Raw genomic sequence first — 16,648 nt, 5'->3', positions numbered from 1 at the left:
AGGAGAATTCTTTATGGACAGCTGGCCAGGATCCGCATACCCGCTCGGAGCGACCTTCGACGGCAGTGGCACGAACTTCGCCATCTTCAGCGAGGGAGCAGAGAAGGTCGAACTCTGCCTCTTCGGCGAGAAAGGGGCCGAGACGCGCGTTCTGCTGAACGAGGTCGACGCCTTCGTCTGGCACTGCTACCTGCCCCAGGTGCAACCCGGCCAGCGCTACGGATACCGTGTCTACGGGCCGTACGACCCCGCCAACGGGCTGCGGTTCAATCCACACAAACTGCTTCTCGACCCCTATGCCAAGGCGACGAGCGGCACGATCGACTGGGACCAGTCGCTCTTCTCGTACAACTTCGGCGACCCGGACTCGCAGAACGACCTCGACTCGGCCAAGCACATGATGTACGGCGTGGTCATCAATCCGTTCTTCGACTGGTCGGGCGATCGCACCCTCAAGGTGCCCTACAACGAGACCATCATCTACGAAGCGCACGTCAAGGGCCTCACTGAGCTGAACAGTGCGATACCCAAGGACCAGCGCGGCACCTATGCGGGCATCGCCCACCCGGCGACCATCGAACACCTGCAGCGCCTCGGGATCACCGCGATCGAGCTGATGCCCGTGCACCAGTTCGTGCAGGACAGCACTCTGCTCGACAAGGGCCTGCACAACTACTGGGGCTACAACACCATCGGATTCTTCGCGCCGCACAGCGCCTACTCCTCTGCAGGCGAGCGCGGCCAGCAGGTGCAGGAGTTCAAGGGCATGGTGAAAGCGCTGCACGCCGCCAACATCGAAGTCATTCTCGACGTGGTCTACAACCACACCGCTGAAGGAAACCACCTCGGGCCGACGATCTCGTTCAGGGGAATCGACAACGAGGCGTACTACCGGGTCATGGATGACGACAAGCGGTATTACATGGACTACACGGGAACCGGCAACACGCTCAACGTGAGGCACCCCCATTCCCTGCAACTCATCATGGACTCGTTGCGGTACTGGGTGACCGAGATGCACGTCGACGGCTTCCGGTTCGACCTCGCCTCGACCCTTGCGCGCGAGTTCTACGACGTCGACCGCCTCTCGAGCTTCTTCGAGCTCGTGCAGCAGGATCCGGTGGTGTCGCAGGTCAAGCTGATCGCCGAGCCCTGGGATGTCGGGCCCGGCGGGTACCAGGTGGGGAACTTCCCTCCACAGTGGTCGGAGTGGAACGGCAAGTACCGCGACACCGTTCGCGACTTCTGGCGAGGAGAGCCCTCGTCCCTCGGCGAGTTCGCATCACGCTTCACCGGTTCCAGCGACCTCTATGAACATTCTGGGCGCCGCCCGGTCGCCTCGATCAACTTCGTCACCGCACACGACGGGTTCACGCTGGCTGACCTGGTGTCGTACAACGAGAAGCACAACGATGCCAACGGCGAAGACGGAAACGACGGTGAGTCAGAGAACCGGAGCTGGAACAGCGGTGTCGAAGGGCCAACCGATGACCCGGGCATCCGGGCCCTGCGTGCGCGCCAGCAGCGCAACTTTCTCGCAACCCTCCTGCTGTCGCAGGGAGTGCCGATGCTGCTGCACGGCGACGAGCTCGGCCGCACCCAGAACGGCAACAACAACACCTATGCGCAAGACAACGAGCTCTCGTGGGTGCACTGGAAGCGGGCGGATGAACCGCTCACCGAGTTCGTCTCTGCCGTCATGCGGCTGCGCAAGGAGCACCCGACGTTCAGGCGCTCGAGGTTCTTCGACGGCCGGCCCGTGCGTCGCGGTCGTGGCGAGCCTCTGCCCGACATCGTGTGGCTGAACACGGGCGCGGGCGAGATGGAGCCGGAGGAGTGGGACACACCGCTCAGCCGTTCGGTCGGCGTCTTTCTGAACGGCCAGGGAATTCGGGGGCGCGACTACCGCGGCGCCCGGGTCACCGACGTGAACTTCCTGCTGTACTTCAACGCCGACGACGTCGAAGTGCCCTTCACGCTTCCGAGCGCCGAGTACGCGACGGCCTGGGACGTGGTGATCGACACGGCCGGCCAGGCGACCAACGAAGACCCCAGCGTTCCGGGCGACGTGCTCACCGTGCATCCGAAATCGATGATGGTGCTTCGTGCCCACCGTCACGAGACGGTCGACCCCGACCACTCGGTGGCCGCCTCGCTGAGCTCGATGACCGGCGCGGTTCCGGTCATTCCGGCAAACCGGGCGTCAACCAGCTAGTTTCTCCCATCCACCCCCAGACAGAATCGAGCCGAACACCGTGCGCGTCCCCCAGTCGACCTATCGCCTGCAGATCACTCCGACCTTCACGCTTGCCGACGCGGCAGAGGTGGCCCCGTATCTTCGTGATCTGGGTGCCAGCTGGGTCTATTTCTCGCCACTGCTGAAGGCGGAGAAGGGCTCCGACCACGGGTACGACGTGATCGACCACGCGCAGGTCGACCCCGACCGAGGCGGAGCAGAAGGCCTCGACCACGCAGTAGGGGCCGCCCGAGACGCAGGGCTCGGCGTGTTGATCGACATTGTGCCCAACCACGTGGGGGTGAACACCCCACACACCAGCGCCTGGTGGTGGGATCTGCTCATGCACGGGCGTGATTCGCGGTACGCCGACGCGTTCGACGTCGATTGGGAGTTCGGCAACGGAAAGGTGCGACTCCCTGTTCTCGGCGACGCCCCGCTCGAGAGCCTCTCCACAGACGACTTCCGGGTCGTCGGCGACCAGCTGCACTTCTATGACAACCGTTTTCCGCTCAAACTGGGCTCTGCCGACGACGGTGCAGACGCTGTGACGGTGCATTCGCGCCAGAACTATGAGTTGGTGAACTGGCACCGGGCCGACTACGACCTCAACTACCGTCGGTTCTTCGCCGTGAACACCCTGGCCGGCATCAGAGTCGAGAACAGCTCCGTCTTCGACGAATCGCACGCCGAGATCGGGCGGTGGTTCACAGAGGGGCTGGCCGATGGGCTGCGGGTCGATCATCCTGATGGCCTGAAGGACCCGCGCGGATACCTCGACCGCCTGGCCGAGCTCACGGACGGCAGCTATGTGCTTGTCGAGAAGATCCTCGAGGGCCGCGAGAAGATGCCAGCAGACTGGGCTACAGCCGGCACGACAGGGTACGACGCCCTGGCCGACTTCGACCGGGTACTGGTCGACCCTGCCGGGCAGGCGACACTGGATGCCCTCGACCTGCGTCTCGCGACCGAATCCCGCCCCGCTCCCACGTCGTTCACCGCCCTCATCCACGACACCAAGCGCGGCATCGCCGACGGTATTCTGCGCTCAGAAGTGCTCCGGATCGTTCGCGACCTCGATGTGCCGACGCTCCCTGGTCAGCTCGATCCGGATACGGTCGCTGATGCCGTCGCCGAGTTGCTCACGTGCTTCCCGGTCTATCGCTCGTACCTGCCGTTCGGCGTCGAGGCTCTGTCAGAGGCGGTCGACCTCGCCGGGCAGCACCGCCCCGACCTCACCTCGACCATCGACGCCGTGCTTCCTTCACTGTCTGACCCAGAGAACGTCGCCGCCCAACGCTTTCAGCAGACCTCCGGCATGGTGATGGCCAAAGGCGTCGAAGACACCGCGTTCTACCGATTCAACCGTCTGACCTCACTCAACGAAGTGGGTGCAGACCCGGGTGAGTTCGCTGTTCCGGTGGCAGAATTCCACCACCGCCAGGAAACACGGCTCACCGACTACCCCACCGCGATGACCACGCTGTCGACCCACGACACCAAGCGAGGCGAAGACACGCGGGCACGCATCAGTGTGATCTCCGAGCTGGCGGCGGAGTGGGCATCCACCCTGCAACAGTTGCGGGTTCTTGCTCCGCTCGGCGATGGCCAGCTCGAGAACCTGTTGTGGCAGGCCATCGTCGGTTCAGCGCCTGCCTCTCGCGAACGGCTTCACGCCTACGCCGAGAAGGCTGCGCGCGAGGCGGGCGACTCGACGAACTGGCTGTCACCAGACCAGGACTTCGAGGCGCGCATGCACCGCGTGGTCGACAGCGCGTTCGACTCGCACGATGTGCGCCGGGTTCTCTCGGGCTTTCTCGAGCAGGTCCGGATGCCCGGCTGGTCGAACTCGCTCTCGCTGAAGCTGCTGCAGCTCACCGCCCCGGGCTCGCCCGACGTCTACCAGGGCAGTGAGCTGTGGGAGACCTCGCTGGTCGACCCCGACAACCGGCGGGCTGTCGACTACGGGGAGCGCCGGAGCATCCTGGCCCGACTCGACGCCGGAGACCTGCCGCCCATCGATGAGACAGGAGCGGCCAAACTCCTCGTGGTTTCGCGGGCACTTCGCTTGAAGCGCGAGAGGCCTGGGCTGTTCACGGGTTACCAACCGCTTGTCGCTGAAGGCGCTGCGGCCGGCCACGCCATCTCATTCGACCGCGGTGGCGCCATCACGGTCGCGACCCGGCTGCCCGTCGGGCTTGCGCGGGGCGGCGGTTGGGGCGACACGACCCTCACCACCGACTACCGGGCGACGGTCGACCTCATCACCGGTCGGCACTTCGCTTCGGCGATCATCCCGCTCACCGAGCTACTCTCCCGCTACCCGGTGGCACTGCTGGTGCCCGAAGAAGAGGCGTAACAGGCATGGCACTGCAGGAATTCGATGTATGGGCCCCCCGAGCTGAGGGCGTGACCCTCACCGTTCGCCGGCCCGGCTCCGTCGAGACGGAGCGCGTCACCATGTCGCCACGAGGAGACGGCTGGTTCGAAGCGCCAGGGTCTCTTCTGGCCGAGCTCGAGGGTTCAGGCGACATCGACTACGGGTATTCGATTTCCGGCGCCGACGGCGACGCCGATCTCGTCATCCCCGACCCACGGTCGAGGCGCCAGCCCGGCGGTGTGCACGGCTTCTCCCGCACTTTCGACCCCTCGCACTTCACGTGGACGGATTCCTCGTGGAAGGGCCGCCAGCTCGCCGGTGGCGAGATCTACGAGCTGCACATCGGCACCTTCACGCCCGAGGGTACCCTCGACGCGGCGATCGCCAAGCTCGACCATCTGGTCTCCATCGGCGTCGACTTCGTCGAACTCCTGCCCGTCAACGGATTCAACGGCACGCACAACTGGGGTTACGACGGCGTGCTGTGGTTCACCGTGCACGAGGGGTACGGCGGGCCTGAGGCGTACCAGCGATTCGTGGATGCCTGTCACGCGAAAGGTCTGGCGGTCATCCAGGACGTCGTTTACAACCATCTCGGCCCGAGCGGCAACTACCTGCCGATGTTCGGGCCCTATATCAACGATCAGAGCTCGAACACCTGGGGTTCGTCGATCAACCTCGACGGCGAGAGCTCAGAGGAGGTACGGCGCTTCATCGTCGACAACGCGTTGATGTGGCTCAACGACTACCATGTCGACGGTCTGCGGCTCGATGCCGTGCACGCCCTTCATGACGAGAGCGAACCGCACCTGCTCGCGCAGATGTCGACCGAAGTCGATGCCCTCTCGTCATTCCTTGGTCGACCGCTGACGCTCATCGCCGAATCGGACCTCAACGACCCTGTCATGTTCACCCCGCGCGAGAGTCGCGGTTACGGTCTCTCTGCCCAGTGGAGCGACGACTTCCACCATGCCCTGCACGTGGCGCTCACCGGCGAGATCTCGGGGTACTACGCCGACTTCGAACCTCTCTCTGCGCTCGGCAAGGTCATGACCGAGGGATTCTTCCACAATGGAACGTGGTCGAGCTTTCGCGAGAAGCCCCACGGCAAGCCCATCGACACCGAGCACACCCTCTCGTGGCGGCTCGTCGTTGCCAACCAGAACCACGACCAGATCGGCAATCGCGCCACCGGTGACCGGCTGAGCGCAACGCTGACGGATGGCCAGCTCGCCATCGCCGCCGTGCTCACGATGCTCGGCCCGTTCACCCCCATGCTCTTCATGGGCGAGGAATGGGCCGCATCAACACCCTGGCAGTTCTTCACCTCGCACCCGGAGCCTGAACTCGGCGAGGCAACCGCCAAGGGGCGCATCGCGGAATTCGCCAAGATGGGCTGGGACGAGTCGGCCGTACCCGACCCGCAGGACCCCGAGACCTTCGAGCGATCGAAGCTTGACTGGGCCGAGCGTGATCAAGGGAGGCATTCCCGCGTGCTTCGGCTCTACCAGGAGCTCGCCCGACTGCGGCGCAGCCTTCCGGAGTTCACCGACCCCCGTTTCACCGAGATCTCCGTGCGGTTGGACGAGGATGCCCACTGGTTCGAGCTCACACGTGGCCGCGTCAGCATCGTCGTGAACTTCTCAGACGCGCCGATTGCGGTCGGCGTTGCTGGGATCGGAGCGGGTGATACGGCGAGCACTGTACTGCTGAGCACCTCCGACGCCTTGGAAGGCACAGAGCTCAGTGGCGCTGAAGTCACGGCGGACTCAACGATCGCGCCCCACTCGGCAACGATCACCCTGCGCTCCTAACCCCCCTCCCCTCAGAATGGTGCTGGTTCGAGTGGTGCTGGTTCGAGTGGTGCTGGTTCGACATTCACGTCGCCGGGCGAAACTGCGCCTCCACCCGAATCGACTCCAGCATCAGGAAAGCGTGATTCAGGAGTAGTGACGTACTCACGACCGAGCGGTGAAGTCCACCTCAGCGCTCGGTCTGCTTCTTGCCGCACGGCCCACTTCGTCTCGTGTTTGAGGTGATGGTGCTTGGGGCAGAGGTGTGCCAAGTTCGTATGGCTCGTTTGCCCCCCGCGCGCCCAATCCACCGTGTGGTCGAGTTCGCAGCGTCGTGCGGCACGCGCACAACCCGGGAATCGACACGTCTGATCCTCGATCTCGAGAGCCGTTCGAAGGTCTGCAGGTGGTCGGTACCGTTGTCGGCCGACAGACAGAGTCGCCCCCGTCTCGGGATGCGTCAGGATCCGGATGAAACTAGGCGCATGCCGAGCCAGCTCTCTCGCGGTTTCGGCATCGATCGGACCGTACCTTTCGAGATCTCCCGGCTCTTCCGTGCGACCCAGCAGAGTCATCACAGGAACCGTGACGATCACTGTCGGTCGAACGCCCCTGCCCACGAGCCCCGGCGCCGAGCGGGATTGCCGCTCAGTGCCTCTCTGCCACAACCCTTCTGCCGTGGAGAGCTCGTCTTCGATTTCGGCGTTCAGGCCAGGCTGGGCGCTGTGACCAGCGCAGGATTGCAAATCGGATTCACCAAGATTGTCGGATCCATCAAGAACGTCGGATCCACCGGCGGTGCCGCCAAGAACGAGGTCGACCAGCACGTCGGATCGCAACTGGGCTACCGTGCGCGTCTCGTCGCCTGCCACGAGACCTCGCGCGAGATTCTCGACGGTGTCGTCGATCTGCAGCGCAACGGCGGCCGGAAGGTAGTGCGACAGCCAGGCCATACCGTCGCGTGCAGGCTCGAAACGCAGACAACGATCAGACGCCGCCTTCTCGCGTCGCGCAACCATCGACTCGGGGTGGAGGCGTTCACGAAGCTTGCGTGCGTGCTGGGTAAACCGGGAGGCCGTGGACGTCACCGCGGACCGGAGGGCGGCTCCTTCGAATCGGAGGCGCGCCTCCCGCGGCAATGACAAGGCGTTGTCGACCATCACCTGCGCGTGACGATAGCTGAGCCGCCCCTCCGCCAGAGCGTTCAGGGTCGAAGGCAACTGGTCGGCGAGGGTTTCACTCTCGGTGAGCAATCGCTGCACGCTGGCCTCAGGTTGGCGGAGCGCACAGCCCAGTTCGGCGACAAGCGACCGTCGTGCAAGGTGCTCACGGTCTTGGTTCGAGCCCGACTCAAGCACCGAAGGCATCAACACGACTTCCTCGGCCGCGACCGCGAGTTCGCGTGCCGATTCGACCAGCCGTGCCCGGCGCGCCATGCTCCGCGCTATCTCGGCCTCGACCTCGACGACCAGGTCAACCGCGCGACTCACGCCATCACAGAGCTGCGCATAGCTCGCGCGTGCGGAATCCGAGCACGCTGAGCAGCTGGACACCTCACAACCATTCGGATTGCCAGAGCAACTTGAGCCAGAACAACTCGAACCAGAGCAACTTGAGCCAGAACAACTCGAGCCACCGCAACTCGAGCATGAGCATCCAGCAGAATTTGCACCAGCATGTGTCTCGGCACCGAACCCAGGCAACGGCGCCGGACGGGTGAGCGAAGCGAACAACTCTTCGTCGCGAGCCATCCCGGAATACAGCTCAACCAGCAGTGCATCTGAAGCACCACGTCGCGAGTCTGTTTCGACCACATTCGAATTAATGAGCATATGTCAACACTACACCATCGAACACGCATTCGAAGCGTCGAATCTCGTCGAGAATGTCGCTGATCCTCTTGCGCACGGCAGCCTGGAGCGTAGTGTGAAGTTAACGGTTGGGTCTCGGACCCACAAGGAGCTGATCATGGGTGCGGTTATTGCTGCAGTTGGTGCGGGGCTCATCGGGGTGGCCGTCGTATTTGTGAGTTTGTTTTCGGTCTTGACGCGTCACAGCGGAGTCTCGAGGCGAGCAGATTCCGTACAACAGTCCGACCCGCAGCTCGCTGAGGAGCTGAGGAAGCTCCAGAACGATATCGATCGCGGAAACGGGCGCCGCGTCTTCTACTGAAGACAATCCACACCGATCGATTGAGCGGGTGAAGAACACGCCGAATGTGAATCGCCCCTCCCCGGCTGAGAGCGCTGCTTATTCCTGCGCCGCCGTAGGTGGCGCACCCTGCCGACCGAGCCCCGAAGGCGTGACCAGCGACGCCCGACGCACCGCACCGGCGCCGAATTTGTCTGCGACTCGATCAGCAGCGACCTCTGCCTCACGCCAGCTCGAGGGAGCCGCGGCCTCGTCGTCCCAGAGTGAGGGCTGGTGCACGGCTTCGGCCGCAGTGACGAGGTTCTCGACCCGCACGCCGATCAGGCGCACCCGCTGGCCGGCAAGATCAACCGCATCGAAGAGGTCACGAGCGGCATCGAAGATCGACTGGGCGAGGTCCGTCGGTTCTGAGAGCGTGCGCGAGCGGGAGATGGTCGAGAAGTCGGCGAAGCGGAGCTTGAGGGCGACGGTCTTGCCCGCCAGCCCTGCGCGGCGAAGGCGCACGGCAACCTGGTCAGACAGACGCAGGAGTTCGAGCCGGATCTTCTGCACGTCGAACACGTCGAACTCGAAGGTGATCTCATGACCGACGCTCTTCTCATGGCGCACCGTCACCACTTCACGGGTGTCGATGCCGTTCGCAAGAGCGTGCAACTTCTGGCCCGAAGCGGCGCCCACACGATTGATCAGCGTCGGCAACGGTGTGGCCGCGAGGTCGCCGACGGTTCTGATTCCGAGTCGGGTCAGGGCATCGGCTGTGGTCGCGCCGACGCCCCAGAGCGCCGAGACCGGCAAGGGGTGGAGGAACGCCAGCGTCTGAGAGGCAGGAACCAACAGCATCCCATCGGGTTTGGCCCGACCGGAGGCCATCTTGGCGATGAACTTCGTCGCGCCGCCCCCGACAGAGCAGGTCAGCCCGGTCTCCGCCTCGACGCGGCGCCGCACGAGCGAGCCGATGACCGACGGCGAGCCGAGAAGCCGGCGCGCGCCCGCGACATCGAGGAAGGCCTCGTCGATGCTCAGCGGCTCAACCAGTGGGGTGACGTCTCGAAAGATGCGCATCACCTCTGCAGAGAAGTGCCGGTAGCGGTCGTGATGGGGTGCGAGCACGATCGCTCGGGGGCACAGCTGCAGGGCGCGCGCCACGGGCATCGCCGAATGCACCCCGAATGCGCGCGCTTCATACGTTGCCGAGGTCACGACTCCTCTCGGCCCGTTGTGCCCGATGATCACGGGAAGGCCGACGAGTTCTGGATGCTCGAGCAACTCCACCGAGGCGAAGAACGCATCCATGTCGATGTGGAGCATCGTGGCGGTGCTGTCGGCAGCGCCATCTGCGCCCTCCCCGCCGAATACGGAGGGCCTGGGAGCAGCAGAAGCGATCGCAGCGACCGGCTTCGAGGCCCACCCTGCCGCCCTCTTCGCTCCATCAGCCACACCCCGATTCTAGGTTGCACGACTGACAGTCGACCCGTGAACCTGACGTCATCACGCGTGACTTCCATGCTGGCCCAGAGGATCGCCACGGTGATGGAACGGCAAGTGGATCGGAACACGACGAAAGCTCATTTATACTGATTCGGCGTCGATCTGGCGCGCAGGATGATCGATTGGAGGTGTGCATCATGGGAACTCTTCCACCGAAGCCCAGACCGGAGTAGGTCAATCCGGGCTGAGCGCCTCGCGAGGGGGGCGCGGGGACGCGAATGCAGCGTCGTCCGTCGCGACCGGCGCCCCAGTGACCCACCGGTCGACATCGGGCCCGACGATGACATGAGGCGGCCGTGGATCATCCTTCAACCAACCGGTGACGCCGAGAAGATCGAGCCTTCGCCTACCCGCCACGAGCACGACGTTTCCGTAGTTGTGGCCGCGCGCACCGACGCCACCGGCGTCACCGACCTCACCGACCTGACCGCGGCCACCGCAGCCACCGCAGCCACCGCAGCCACCGCAGCCACCGCAGCCACCGCAGCCACCGGCAGAATCATCAGGGCCGCAGCTGGCACAGCCGAGCATGCTCGGGTCACGAAGAACTCCCACATTCGGCCACACCCTGCGAAGTGTCGCGGCCTGCCCTCGCGAATAGTCAAACTCCGGGCCGCGGTCGAGCAGGTTCACGACCACCAGCGCCTCGGGTGCGGCGAGCTGGGCGACGAGCAGGTAGAACTCGAGCGTCGCGACGTGGGATGGGATACTCGCGCCGTCCCAGAGATCGATGACCACGACTCCTGCTCCCGCAGCCATCGCCCCCGAGCACGCAGAGTCGCGCCCACCTCCCGCGGTCGACCTGATCAAACGACGACGCAGAACCAGTCGCTCCGCCAACTCGCGGGCGTCGCCGAACAGGAGCCTGGTCGCATGGCCAGCAGCCAGGGGAAGAACCTCGAGAACACCCTCGACCATGGCCCGCTGCGAATCGATGACAAGCTGCTGTGATCCGGGTCGGGTCGCCTCGACATACCGCGCCAGCGACAACGCTCCGCCGCCCAGATGGATGCACGACAGCGCCTCCCCGGGTGCTGCCCACACATCGACCATCCTGGCGATGTGGCGCACGTAGTCGAACTCGAGTCGCGTGGCGTCAGAGACACACACCTGCGACTGCGGGATTCCGTCGACGGTGAGCAGATAGCTCGCCGACGCCTCGTCGACGAGCGACAGTTCGGCGACTGCACCAGAGCAGGGGAGCGATACAGTGCATGGGAGCGGCACAGGGCATGGGAGCGGCACAGCGCATGGGAGCGGCACTGGGCGATGGAGAGTGGCGCCGAGATGGTCGCGGAGCGGCAGATCACCAGGCGGGAGAAGTTCACTTTCGAGCATCCATCGAGCCTACAACCCTTTAGTGAAACAATCTCAGCTTATACCCCGTCAGCCAGTCATTCCCCGGCCTTGAGCCTCTGTGTGACCAGAGCCGCGAGCTTCTCCACGGTATTCACGTTCCGCGCCGTGTAGACCGGGCCGAGCTGTCTCCAGAACGACGCGGGCACGCGCGAATTCGAGATGCCGTTCGCGCACCAGACGTAGACCGCACGGGGGCCGACCGCGATCACCTCAGGCAGAAGCTCGGCAGCGTCGGGCAACGAGACCCCGAAGAGGTCGACGACGGGCTCACCAGCCTCGCCGAGCGGGACATACGCGACCACGAGCTTGGCCTTGTCAGAAGCAACGGCAAGCAGCGGGTTCTCAGCGGCGACGCCGAGAAACTGCTCTGCCGAAAGCACCACGAACCCCGCGCTGAACCCGGCGACCTTCGCAAAGATACGTTCGATCTCCGTGACGTCAGCCGCGGTGATATCGCTCGCCGAGGAGAACACCACGTTGCCGCTCCGAAGCAGGGTGACGACATCTGTGTAGCCCAGGTCTTCGAAGAGCTTCCTGAAATCGGCCATGGCGACCAGCGTGGATGACCCGACATTGATTCCGCGAACAAGACCGACGTACACGTGCATGCCGTTCGCGCCCGGGCCGGGTGCACCGCGAGCCATCACACCTCCACGACCTTCCCTGCGTCGACATTCCATTGGCGGTTCAGGGTGACGGTCTCGAGCATCCGGCGGTCGTGCGTGACGAGCAGCAGGGTGCCGTCGTACGATTCGAGCGCCTCTTCGAGCTGTTCGATGGCAGGCAGGTCGAGGTGGTTCGTCGGCTCGTCGAGCACGAGCAGGTTGACACCCCGTGCCTGCAGAAGGGCCAGCGCCGCGCGAGTGCGTTCGCCCGGCGAGAGGCTCGCAACCGGCCGGTCGACGTGGTCAGCCTTCAGCCCGAATTTGGCGAGAAGGGTGCGGACCTCAGCGATGGGCATGTCGGGAACAACAGCACTCACCGCTTCGAAGAGCGGCGTCTCGCCGTCGAGCATCGCCCTGGCCTGGTCGATCTCGCCGATCTGTACGCTGCGGCCGAGGGATGCACTGCCCTCGTCGGGCTGACGCGTGCCGAGCAGCAGCCTGAGCAGCGTCGACTTGCCAGCACCGTTCGGCCCGGTGATACCGATACGGTCGCCCCCGTTCACCTGCAGGGTGGCAGGCCCGAAGGTGAATGACCCCTGCCTGGCCACAGCGGAACCGAGCGATGCGACAACGGCACTCGATCGCGGAGCCGTGCCAATGCTGAACTGCAGCTGCCATTCCTTGCGCGGCTCGTCGACCTCGTCGAGGCGGGCGATGCGGCTCTCCATCTGGCGAACCTTCTGTGCCTGCTTCTCACTCGACTCAGTGGCGGCACGGCGACGGATCTTGTCGTTGTCTGGAGCCTTCTTCATGGCGTTGCGAACGCCCTGCGACGACCATTCGCGCTGGGTACGCGCCCGCCCGACGAGGTCGGCCTTCTTCGACGCGAACTCGTCGTACTCGTCTCTCGCATGCCTCCGGGCAGTGGCACGCTCCTCGAGGAACGACTCATACCCGCCGTTGTAGACGGCGACGCTGTTCTGGGCGAGGTCGAGCTCGACCACCGTCGTCACGCAGCGGGCCAGGAACTCACGGTCGTGCGACACCAGCACAACGCCGCCCCGCAGGCCCCTGACGAACGCCTCCAGCCGGGCCAGTCCGTCGAGGTCGAGGTCGTTCGTCGGCTCATCGAGCAGAACGATGTCGAACCTCGAGAGAAGCAGGGCCGCGAGCGCCACCCGTGCCGCCTGCCCGCCAGAGAGACCGGTCATCAACGCCGAGACATCGGTGTCGAAACCGAGTTCGGCGAGGGTGGCCGGCATTCGGTCATCCAGATCTGCAGCCCGGCTCGCCAGCCACCGGTCAAGCGCCACCGAGTAGGCATCGCCCGCACCGGGGTCATCGGAGCCGAGCGCTTCAGAGGCCAGCTCCATCTCGGTGGTCGCCGCTGAACAGCCCGTGCGCCGGCCGATGTACTCAGCGATGGATTCGCCCTCGACACGCTCATGCTCCTGCGGCAACCAGCCCACGAACGCATCGGTCGGGGCGAGCGAGACGGAGCCGGCGAGGGGCGCGTTTACGCCGGCCAGGAGACGCAGGAGGGTCGTCTTGCCTGCGCCATTCGCGCCGACGAGCCCCACGACGTCGCCGGGCGAAACCGTCAGATCGAGGTCGGAGAAGAGTACTCGGTGCCCATGGCCGCCGGAAAGGCCCTTGGCCACGAGTGTCGCTGTCATGAGACCAGTCTGTCAGGAGAGCATCCGCTCCATGGGATCACGGCCGCAGCCCTGCTATAAAGAATGCCAGGGCAGCATGCGCTCTCCGGTCAAGGGGGTAGTGACACCAGATGGATCAGTGGCTCGCGGCAATTCCGCCCATCGCAGTGCTCCTCGTCGTCTTCGGGTTCGTTTCCGTCGAGAGCATCGGTGTGCCGCTTCCCGGCGAGACCGTGCTGGTGGCCGCAACGCTCCTGTCGCTCGACGGCACGATCTCCCCCTGGGCCATCGGCGCGACCGCGGCCGTGGGTGCGATCGTCGGCGACTCGATCGGATACCTCATCGGGCGACGATTCGGCTCTCGCCTGCTGATTATCGGCGCCAGGCGGTTTCCCGCGCGATTCAACGCCCAGAGCATCCATTCGGCAATCGGCATCATGAACCGCTGGGGCATCTACGCGGTGGTCGCCGGTCGGTTCATCGCGCTGCTCCGCATTCTCATCGGCCCACTGGCCGGTACGCTCCGGATGCCCTACCGCCGTTTTCTCGCCGCGAACGCCATCGGCTCGGTGCTCTGGGCCGCGATGGTGACCACCGTCGTGTTCAGCCTGGGTACCGCCGCCATCACCCTGCTGCACCAGTTCACCTGGATCGCGCTTCTCGTGGTGGTGGCCCTCACGGTTGTGATCGCGATCGTGATGGTCTACCGCTCGCGAAAGGCCCGCGCGGCAGCGGGCGTCTCGGCAGGCACGTCGACCGACACCGCGCCGGAACTGCAGATGTCCGACCTGTTCGAAGAGGACGGCAGCCTCAGCCCGCTCGCCGCGGCGGCGGGAATGGAGTCCGGAACGACCGGGATCGCCGGAGTGAAAGCCGCCTTCGGTGTGGTTCTGGGCCCGGTCGGCCGGGTGCTTCGCCGCACACCATTCGCTGCGACCCTGCTCGGCATCTTCGTCGTCGCGGGGCTCGCCGCGGGCGCACTCTGGGACCCGCTCATTCACCGGCCCTGGTACCACGACATCGCCTACGGGTTGCCCTCGTTCCTCGACGGGCACTGGTGGACCCTCGTCACGGGCACGTTCTTCTCCCAGCTGCCCATCCACTACGCTGTCATTCTGATCGGGCTGATCGTGGCGGTCGGCTGGGCAGAACGGCAGTTCGGTTCGCTCAGGACCATCGGCATCTTCGCCGGCGGGCAGATCGTGGCCGTCATCGGCACCACGTTCTTCATGCTCGCGGCGCGTTCCTTCGACAGCGACTGGGCCAATCACCTCGCCACTCAATACGACGTGGGGCCCTCCGGCGGCATGTTCGCGTGCCTGGCGGCGGTGCTGGGCACAGTCCGCGCACCGTGGCGGCTGCGACTGCGCTTCGCCCTCTTCGCCTATGTTGCCGTGTCGCTCATCTACATCGGCACCCTGGCCGACGTGGAGCACTTCCTGGGCGTGGTCGCGGTGTTCGTCGCCACCCCGTTCATCCGCGGCCCGAAGTACCGCGCCGGCCGGCCGAGCAGCCGGGAATGGCGCATCCTGGCTTTCGCCAGCCTGATCACACTCGCTGTCGTCGAGATCGTGGGCACGATTCTGCCGGGCGACGATGCGACCGCATCGGCCACGCCCGGGACGAGCACGTGGGTCGATCTGGTGATCGATGTCGTCATCATCGCGCTGATCGCCAATGGAGTGCGCCTGGGCCACCGCCTTCCCTGGGTGATCGCTGTCATCCTCGGTGTGTTCAACGTGCTCGAGTTCGTGGGGCTCGCGATCTACGCGTTCGTCGCGGTCGACTTCCCTCCGTCGCTGTTCGAGGCGATGACCAACTCCTCATTGTGGATCGCCCTGCTGGTCATCCTCTGGCTCGGCAGAACCGCGTATCGGGTGCCTCTTCGCCGCTCGCGCCGCGCGATCAGGCAACAGCAGGATGCCCGGAAGACCCCCCTCGACATCTTGACGTCCGACGGCGGAGGCACCCTCTCGTGGATGACCATGTGGAAGGAGAACTCATACTTCGTCACGGCCGACGGCGAGAGTTTCGTGGCCTACCAGCGTTACGCAGGAGTGGCCGTCGCACTCGGCGACCCCGTGGGCCCTGCCGAGAAACTCCCGGCGACGATCTCCGAGTTCGTGGAAGAGTGCGAGCGGGTCGGGCTGGCCCCGTGCCTGTTCTCGGTCTCCGATGCGACGTTGGCCGCCGCACCGCAGGGCTGGACGCACCTGCAGGTGGCCGAAGACACCATCATCGACCTGCCGACGCTCGAGATGACAGGCAAGAAGTGGCAGGCCATCCGGTCATCGTTGAACAGGGCCGAGCGCGAGAAGATCACCTTCAGGATGACCTCACTGGCCGAGGAACCCTGGGCCGTGGCGTCACAGGTGCGGGCGATCTCTGAGGAGTGGGTGGGCGACAAGGCACTGCCTGAGATGGGATTCACGCTCGGCGGAGTCGACGAGGCGCTCGACCCGCATGTGAAGACGGCACTCGCCCTCGATGAGACGGGCACGGTGCAGGGATTCCTGTCGTGGCTGCCGGTCTACGGTGCCGACGATTCGATCCGGGGCTGGACCCTCGACCTGATGCGGCGCCGGAGCGACGGCACCTTCAAACCCGTCATGGAGTTCCTGATCGCCTCGTCGTGCCTCGCGTTCCAGGAGGAGGGCGCGCTCTTCGTCTCGCTCTCGGGTGCCCCTCTTGCTCGCGCCGACGGAGATGCCGCCGCAACCGGAATCGATGCCCTTCTCGAATCGCTCGGCACCATTCTCGAACCGCTCTACGGGTTCCAGTCCCTGCACAACTTCAAGACGAAATTCAATCCGCGGTATGAACGGATGAGCCTGCTCTATCGCGATGAAACAGATCTCCCGAAGATCGCTCTGGCACTCACCCGCGCATTCCTGCCGGGTGAATCCCTCGTGGGGATCGCGAAACTGGGCCTTGCTCGCTGACCGCGTGGGGATGACCGGCTTCGACCGCTTGCTGCCCCG

The 16,648-nt window shown here is 65.0% G+C and carries 10 protein-coding genes; 5 read left to right on the top strand and 5 right to left on the bottom strand.

Annotated elements, in window-relative coordinates; all coding sequences use genetic code 11:
* Positions 1-13 precede the first annotated feature (13 nt).
* From glgX to treZ, 3 genes are read left to right on the top strand one after another with little or no spacing between them, the layout of a single operon-like run.
* Positions 14-2,215, top strand: a complete 2,202-nt coding sequence (glgX, locus tag KPL76_RS08840; RefSeq protein WP_216332424.1) for a glycogen debranching protein GlgX — start codon at positions 14-16, stop codon at positions 2,213-2,215.
* 40 nt (positions 2,216-2,255) lie between these two features.
* Positions 2,256-4,595 carry a malto-oligosyltrehalose synthase gene (gene treY / locus KPL76_RS08835; protein WP_216332422.1) on the top strand — a complete coding sequence of 780 codons (2,340 nt, stop codon included), beginning with the start codon at positions 2,256-2,258 and terminating at the stop codon, positions 4,593-4,595.
* 5 nt (positions 4,596-4,600) lie between these two features.
* Complete coding sequence (gene treZ / locus KPL76_RS08830; RefSeq protein ID WP_216332421.1) at positions 4,601-6,430, top strand: malto-oligosyltrehalose trehalohydrolase; 1,830 nt, start codon at positions 4,601-4,603, stop codon at positions 6,428-6,430.
* An 11-nt stretch (positions 6,431-6,441) separates the two neighbouring features.
* On the opposite strand, the gene KPL76_RS14760 is transcribed toward treZ, so the two are convergent.
* On the bottom strand, positions 6,442-7,899 hold the full coding sequence (locus KPL76_RS14760) for an HNH endonuclease signature motif containing protein (RefSeq protein ID WP_253201965.1): 1,458 nt from the start codon (positions 7,897-7,899) through the stop codon (positions 6,442-6,444).
* A gap of 79 nt (positions 7,900-7,978) precedes the next feature.
* On the opposite strand from KPL76_RS14760, the gene KPL76_RS08820 reads away from it, so the two are divergent.
* On the top strand, positions 7,979-8,581 hold the full coding sequence (locus KPL76_RS08820) for a hypothetical protein (RefSeq protein ID WP_216332419.1): 603 nt from the start codon (positions 7,979-7,981) through the stop codon (positions 8,579-8,581).
* 78 nt (positions 8,582-8,659) lie between these two features.
* Here KPL76_RS08820 and KPL76_RS08815 read toward each other — a convergent pair whose 3' ends face one another.
* From KPL76_RS08815 to KPL76_RS08800, 4 genes are all read right to left on the bottom strand, one after another.
* A complete protein-coding gene (locus KPL76_RS08815) occupies positions 8,660-9,868 on the bottom strand; it encodes a DNA polymerase IV (RefSeq protein ID WP_216336264.1) in 1,209 nt (402 codons plus the stop codon).
* A 354-nt stretch (positions 9,869-10,222) separates the two neighbouring features.
* Positions 10,223-11,275, bottom strand: coding sequence for a spermidine synthase (locus KPL76_RS08810; RefSeq protein WP_216332417.1), 1,053 nt, complete (start codon positions 11,273-11,275; stop codon positions 10,223-10,225).
* Positions 11,276-11,442: 167 nt separating this feature from the next.
* On the bottom strand, positions 11,443-12,051 hold the full coding sequence (locus KPL76_RS08805) for a DUF1697 domain-containing protein (RefSeq protein WP_216332415.1): 609 nt from the start codon (positions 12,049-12,051) through the stop codon (positions 11,443-11,445).
* Positions 12,051-13,688 (bottom strand): ABC-F family ATP-binding cassette domain-containing protein, encoded by a 1,638-nt coding sequence (locus KPL76_RS08800; RefSeq protein ID WP_216332412.1) that lies wholly within the window; start codon positions 13,686-13,688, stop codon positions 12,051-12,053. The genes KPL76_RS08805 and KPL76_RS08800 overlap by 1 nt, the downstream gene beginning before the upstream one ends.
* Positions 13,689-13,798: 110 nt before the next feature.
* Here KPL76_RS08800 and KPL76_RS08795 point away from each other — a divergent pair, with 110 nt between their 5' ends.
* On the top strand, positions 13,799-16,609 hold the full coding sequence (locus tag KPL76_RS08795) for a rhomboid family intramembrane serine protease (protein ID WP_216332410.1): 2,811 nt from the start codon (positions 13,799-13,801) through the stop codon (positions 16,607-16,609).
* Positions 16,610-16,648: the final 39 nt, after the last annotated feature.

Source organism: Subtercola sp. PAMC28395 (assembly GCF_018889995.1).
GTDB lineage: Bacteria > Actinomycetota > Actinomycetes > Actinomycetales > Microbacteriaceae > Subtercola.
This window is presented reverse-complemented; position numbering and strand designations above follow the sequence as displayed.

Excerpts from the sequence above, each read along its gene's own strand:
- glgX (WP_216332424.1), top strand. The coding sequence starts at position 14 with ATGGACAGCTGGCCAGGATCCGCATACCCGCTCGGAGCGACCTTCGAC.
- treZ (WP_216332421.1), top strand. The coding sequence starts at position 4,601 with ATGGCACTGCAGGAATTCGATGTATGGGCCCCCCGAGCTGAGGGCGTG.
- KPL76_RS08815 (WP_216336264.1), bottom strand. The coding sequence starts at position 9,868 with ATGCTCCACATCGACATGGATGCGTTCTTCGCCTCGGTGGAGTTGCTC.
- KPL76_RS08805 (WP_216332415.1), bottom strand. The coding sequence starts at position 12,051 with ATGGCTCGCGGTGCACCCGGCCCGGGCGCGAACGGCATGCACGTGTAC.
- KPL76_RS08800 (WP_216332412.1), bottom strand. The coding sequence starts at position 13,688 with ATGACAGCGACACTCGTGGCCAAGGGCCTTTCCGGCGGCCATGGGCAC.
- KPL76_RS08795 (WP_216332410.1), top strand. The coding sequence starts at position 13,799 with ATGGATCAGTGGCTCGCGGCAATTCCGCCCATCGCAGTGCTCCTCGTC.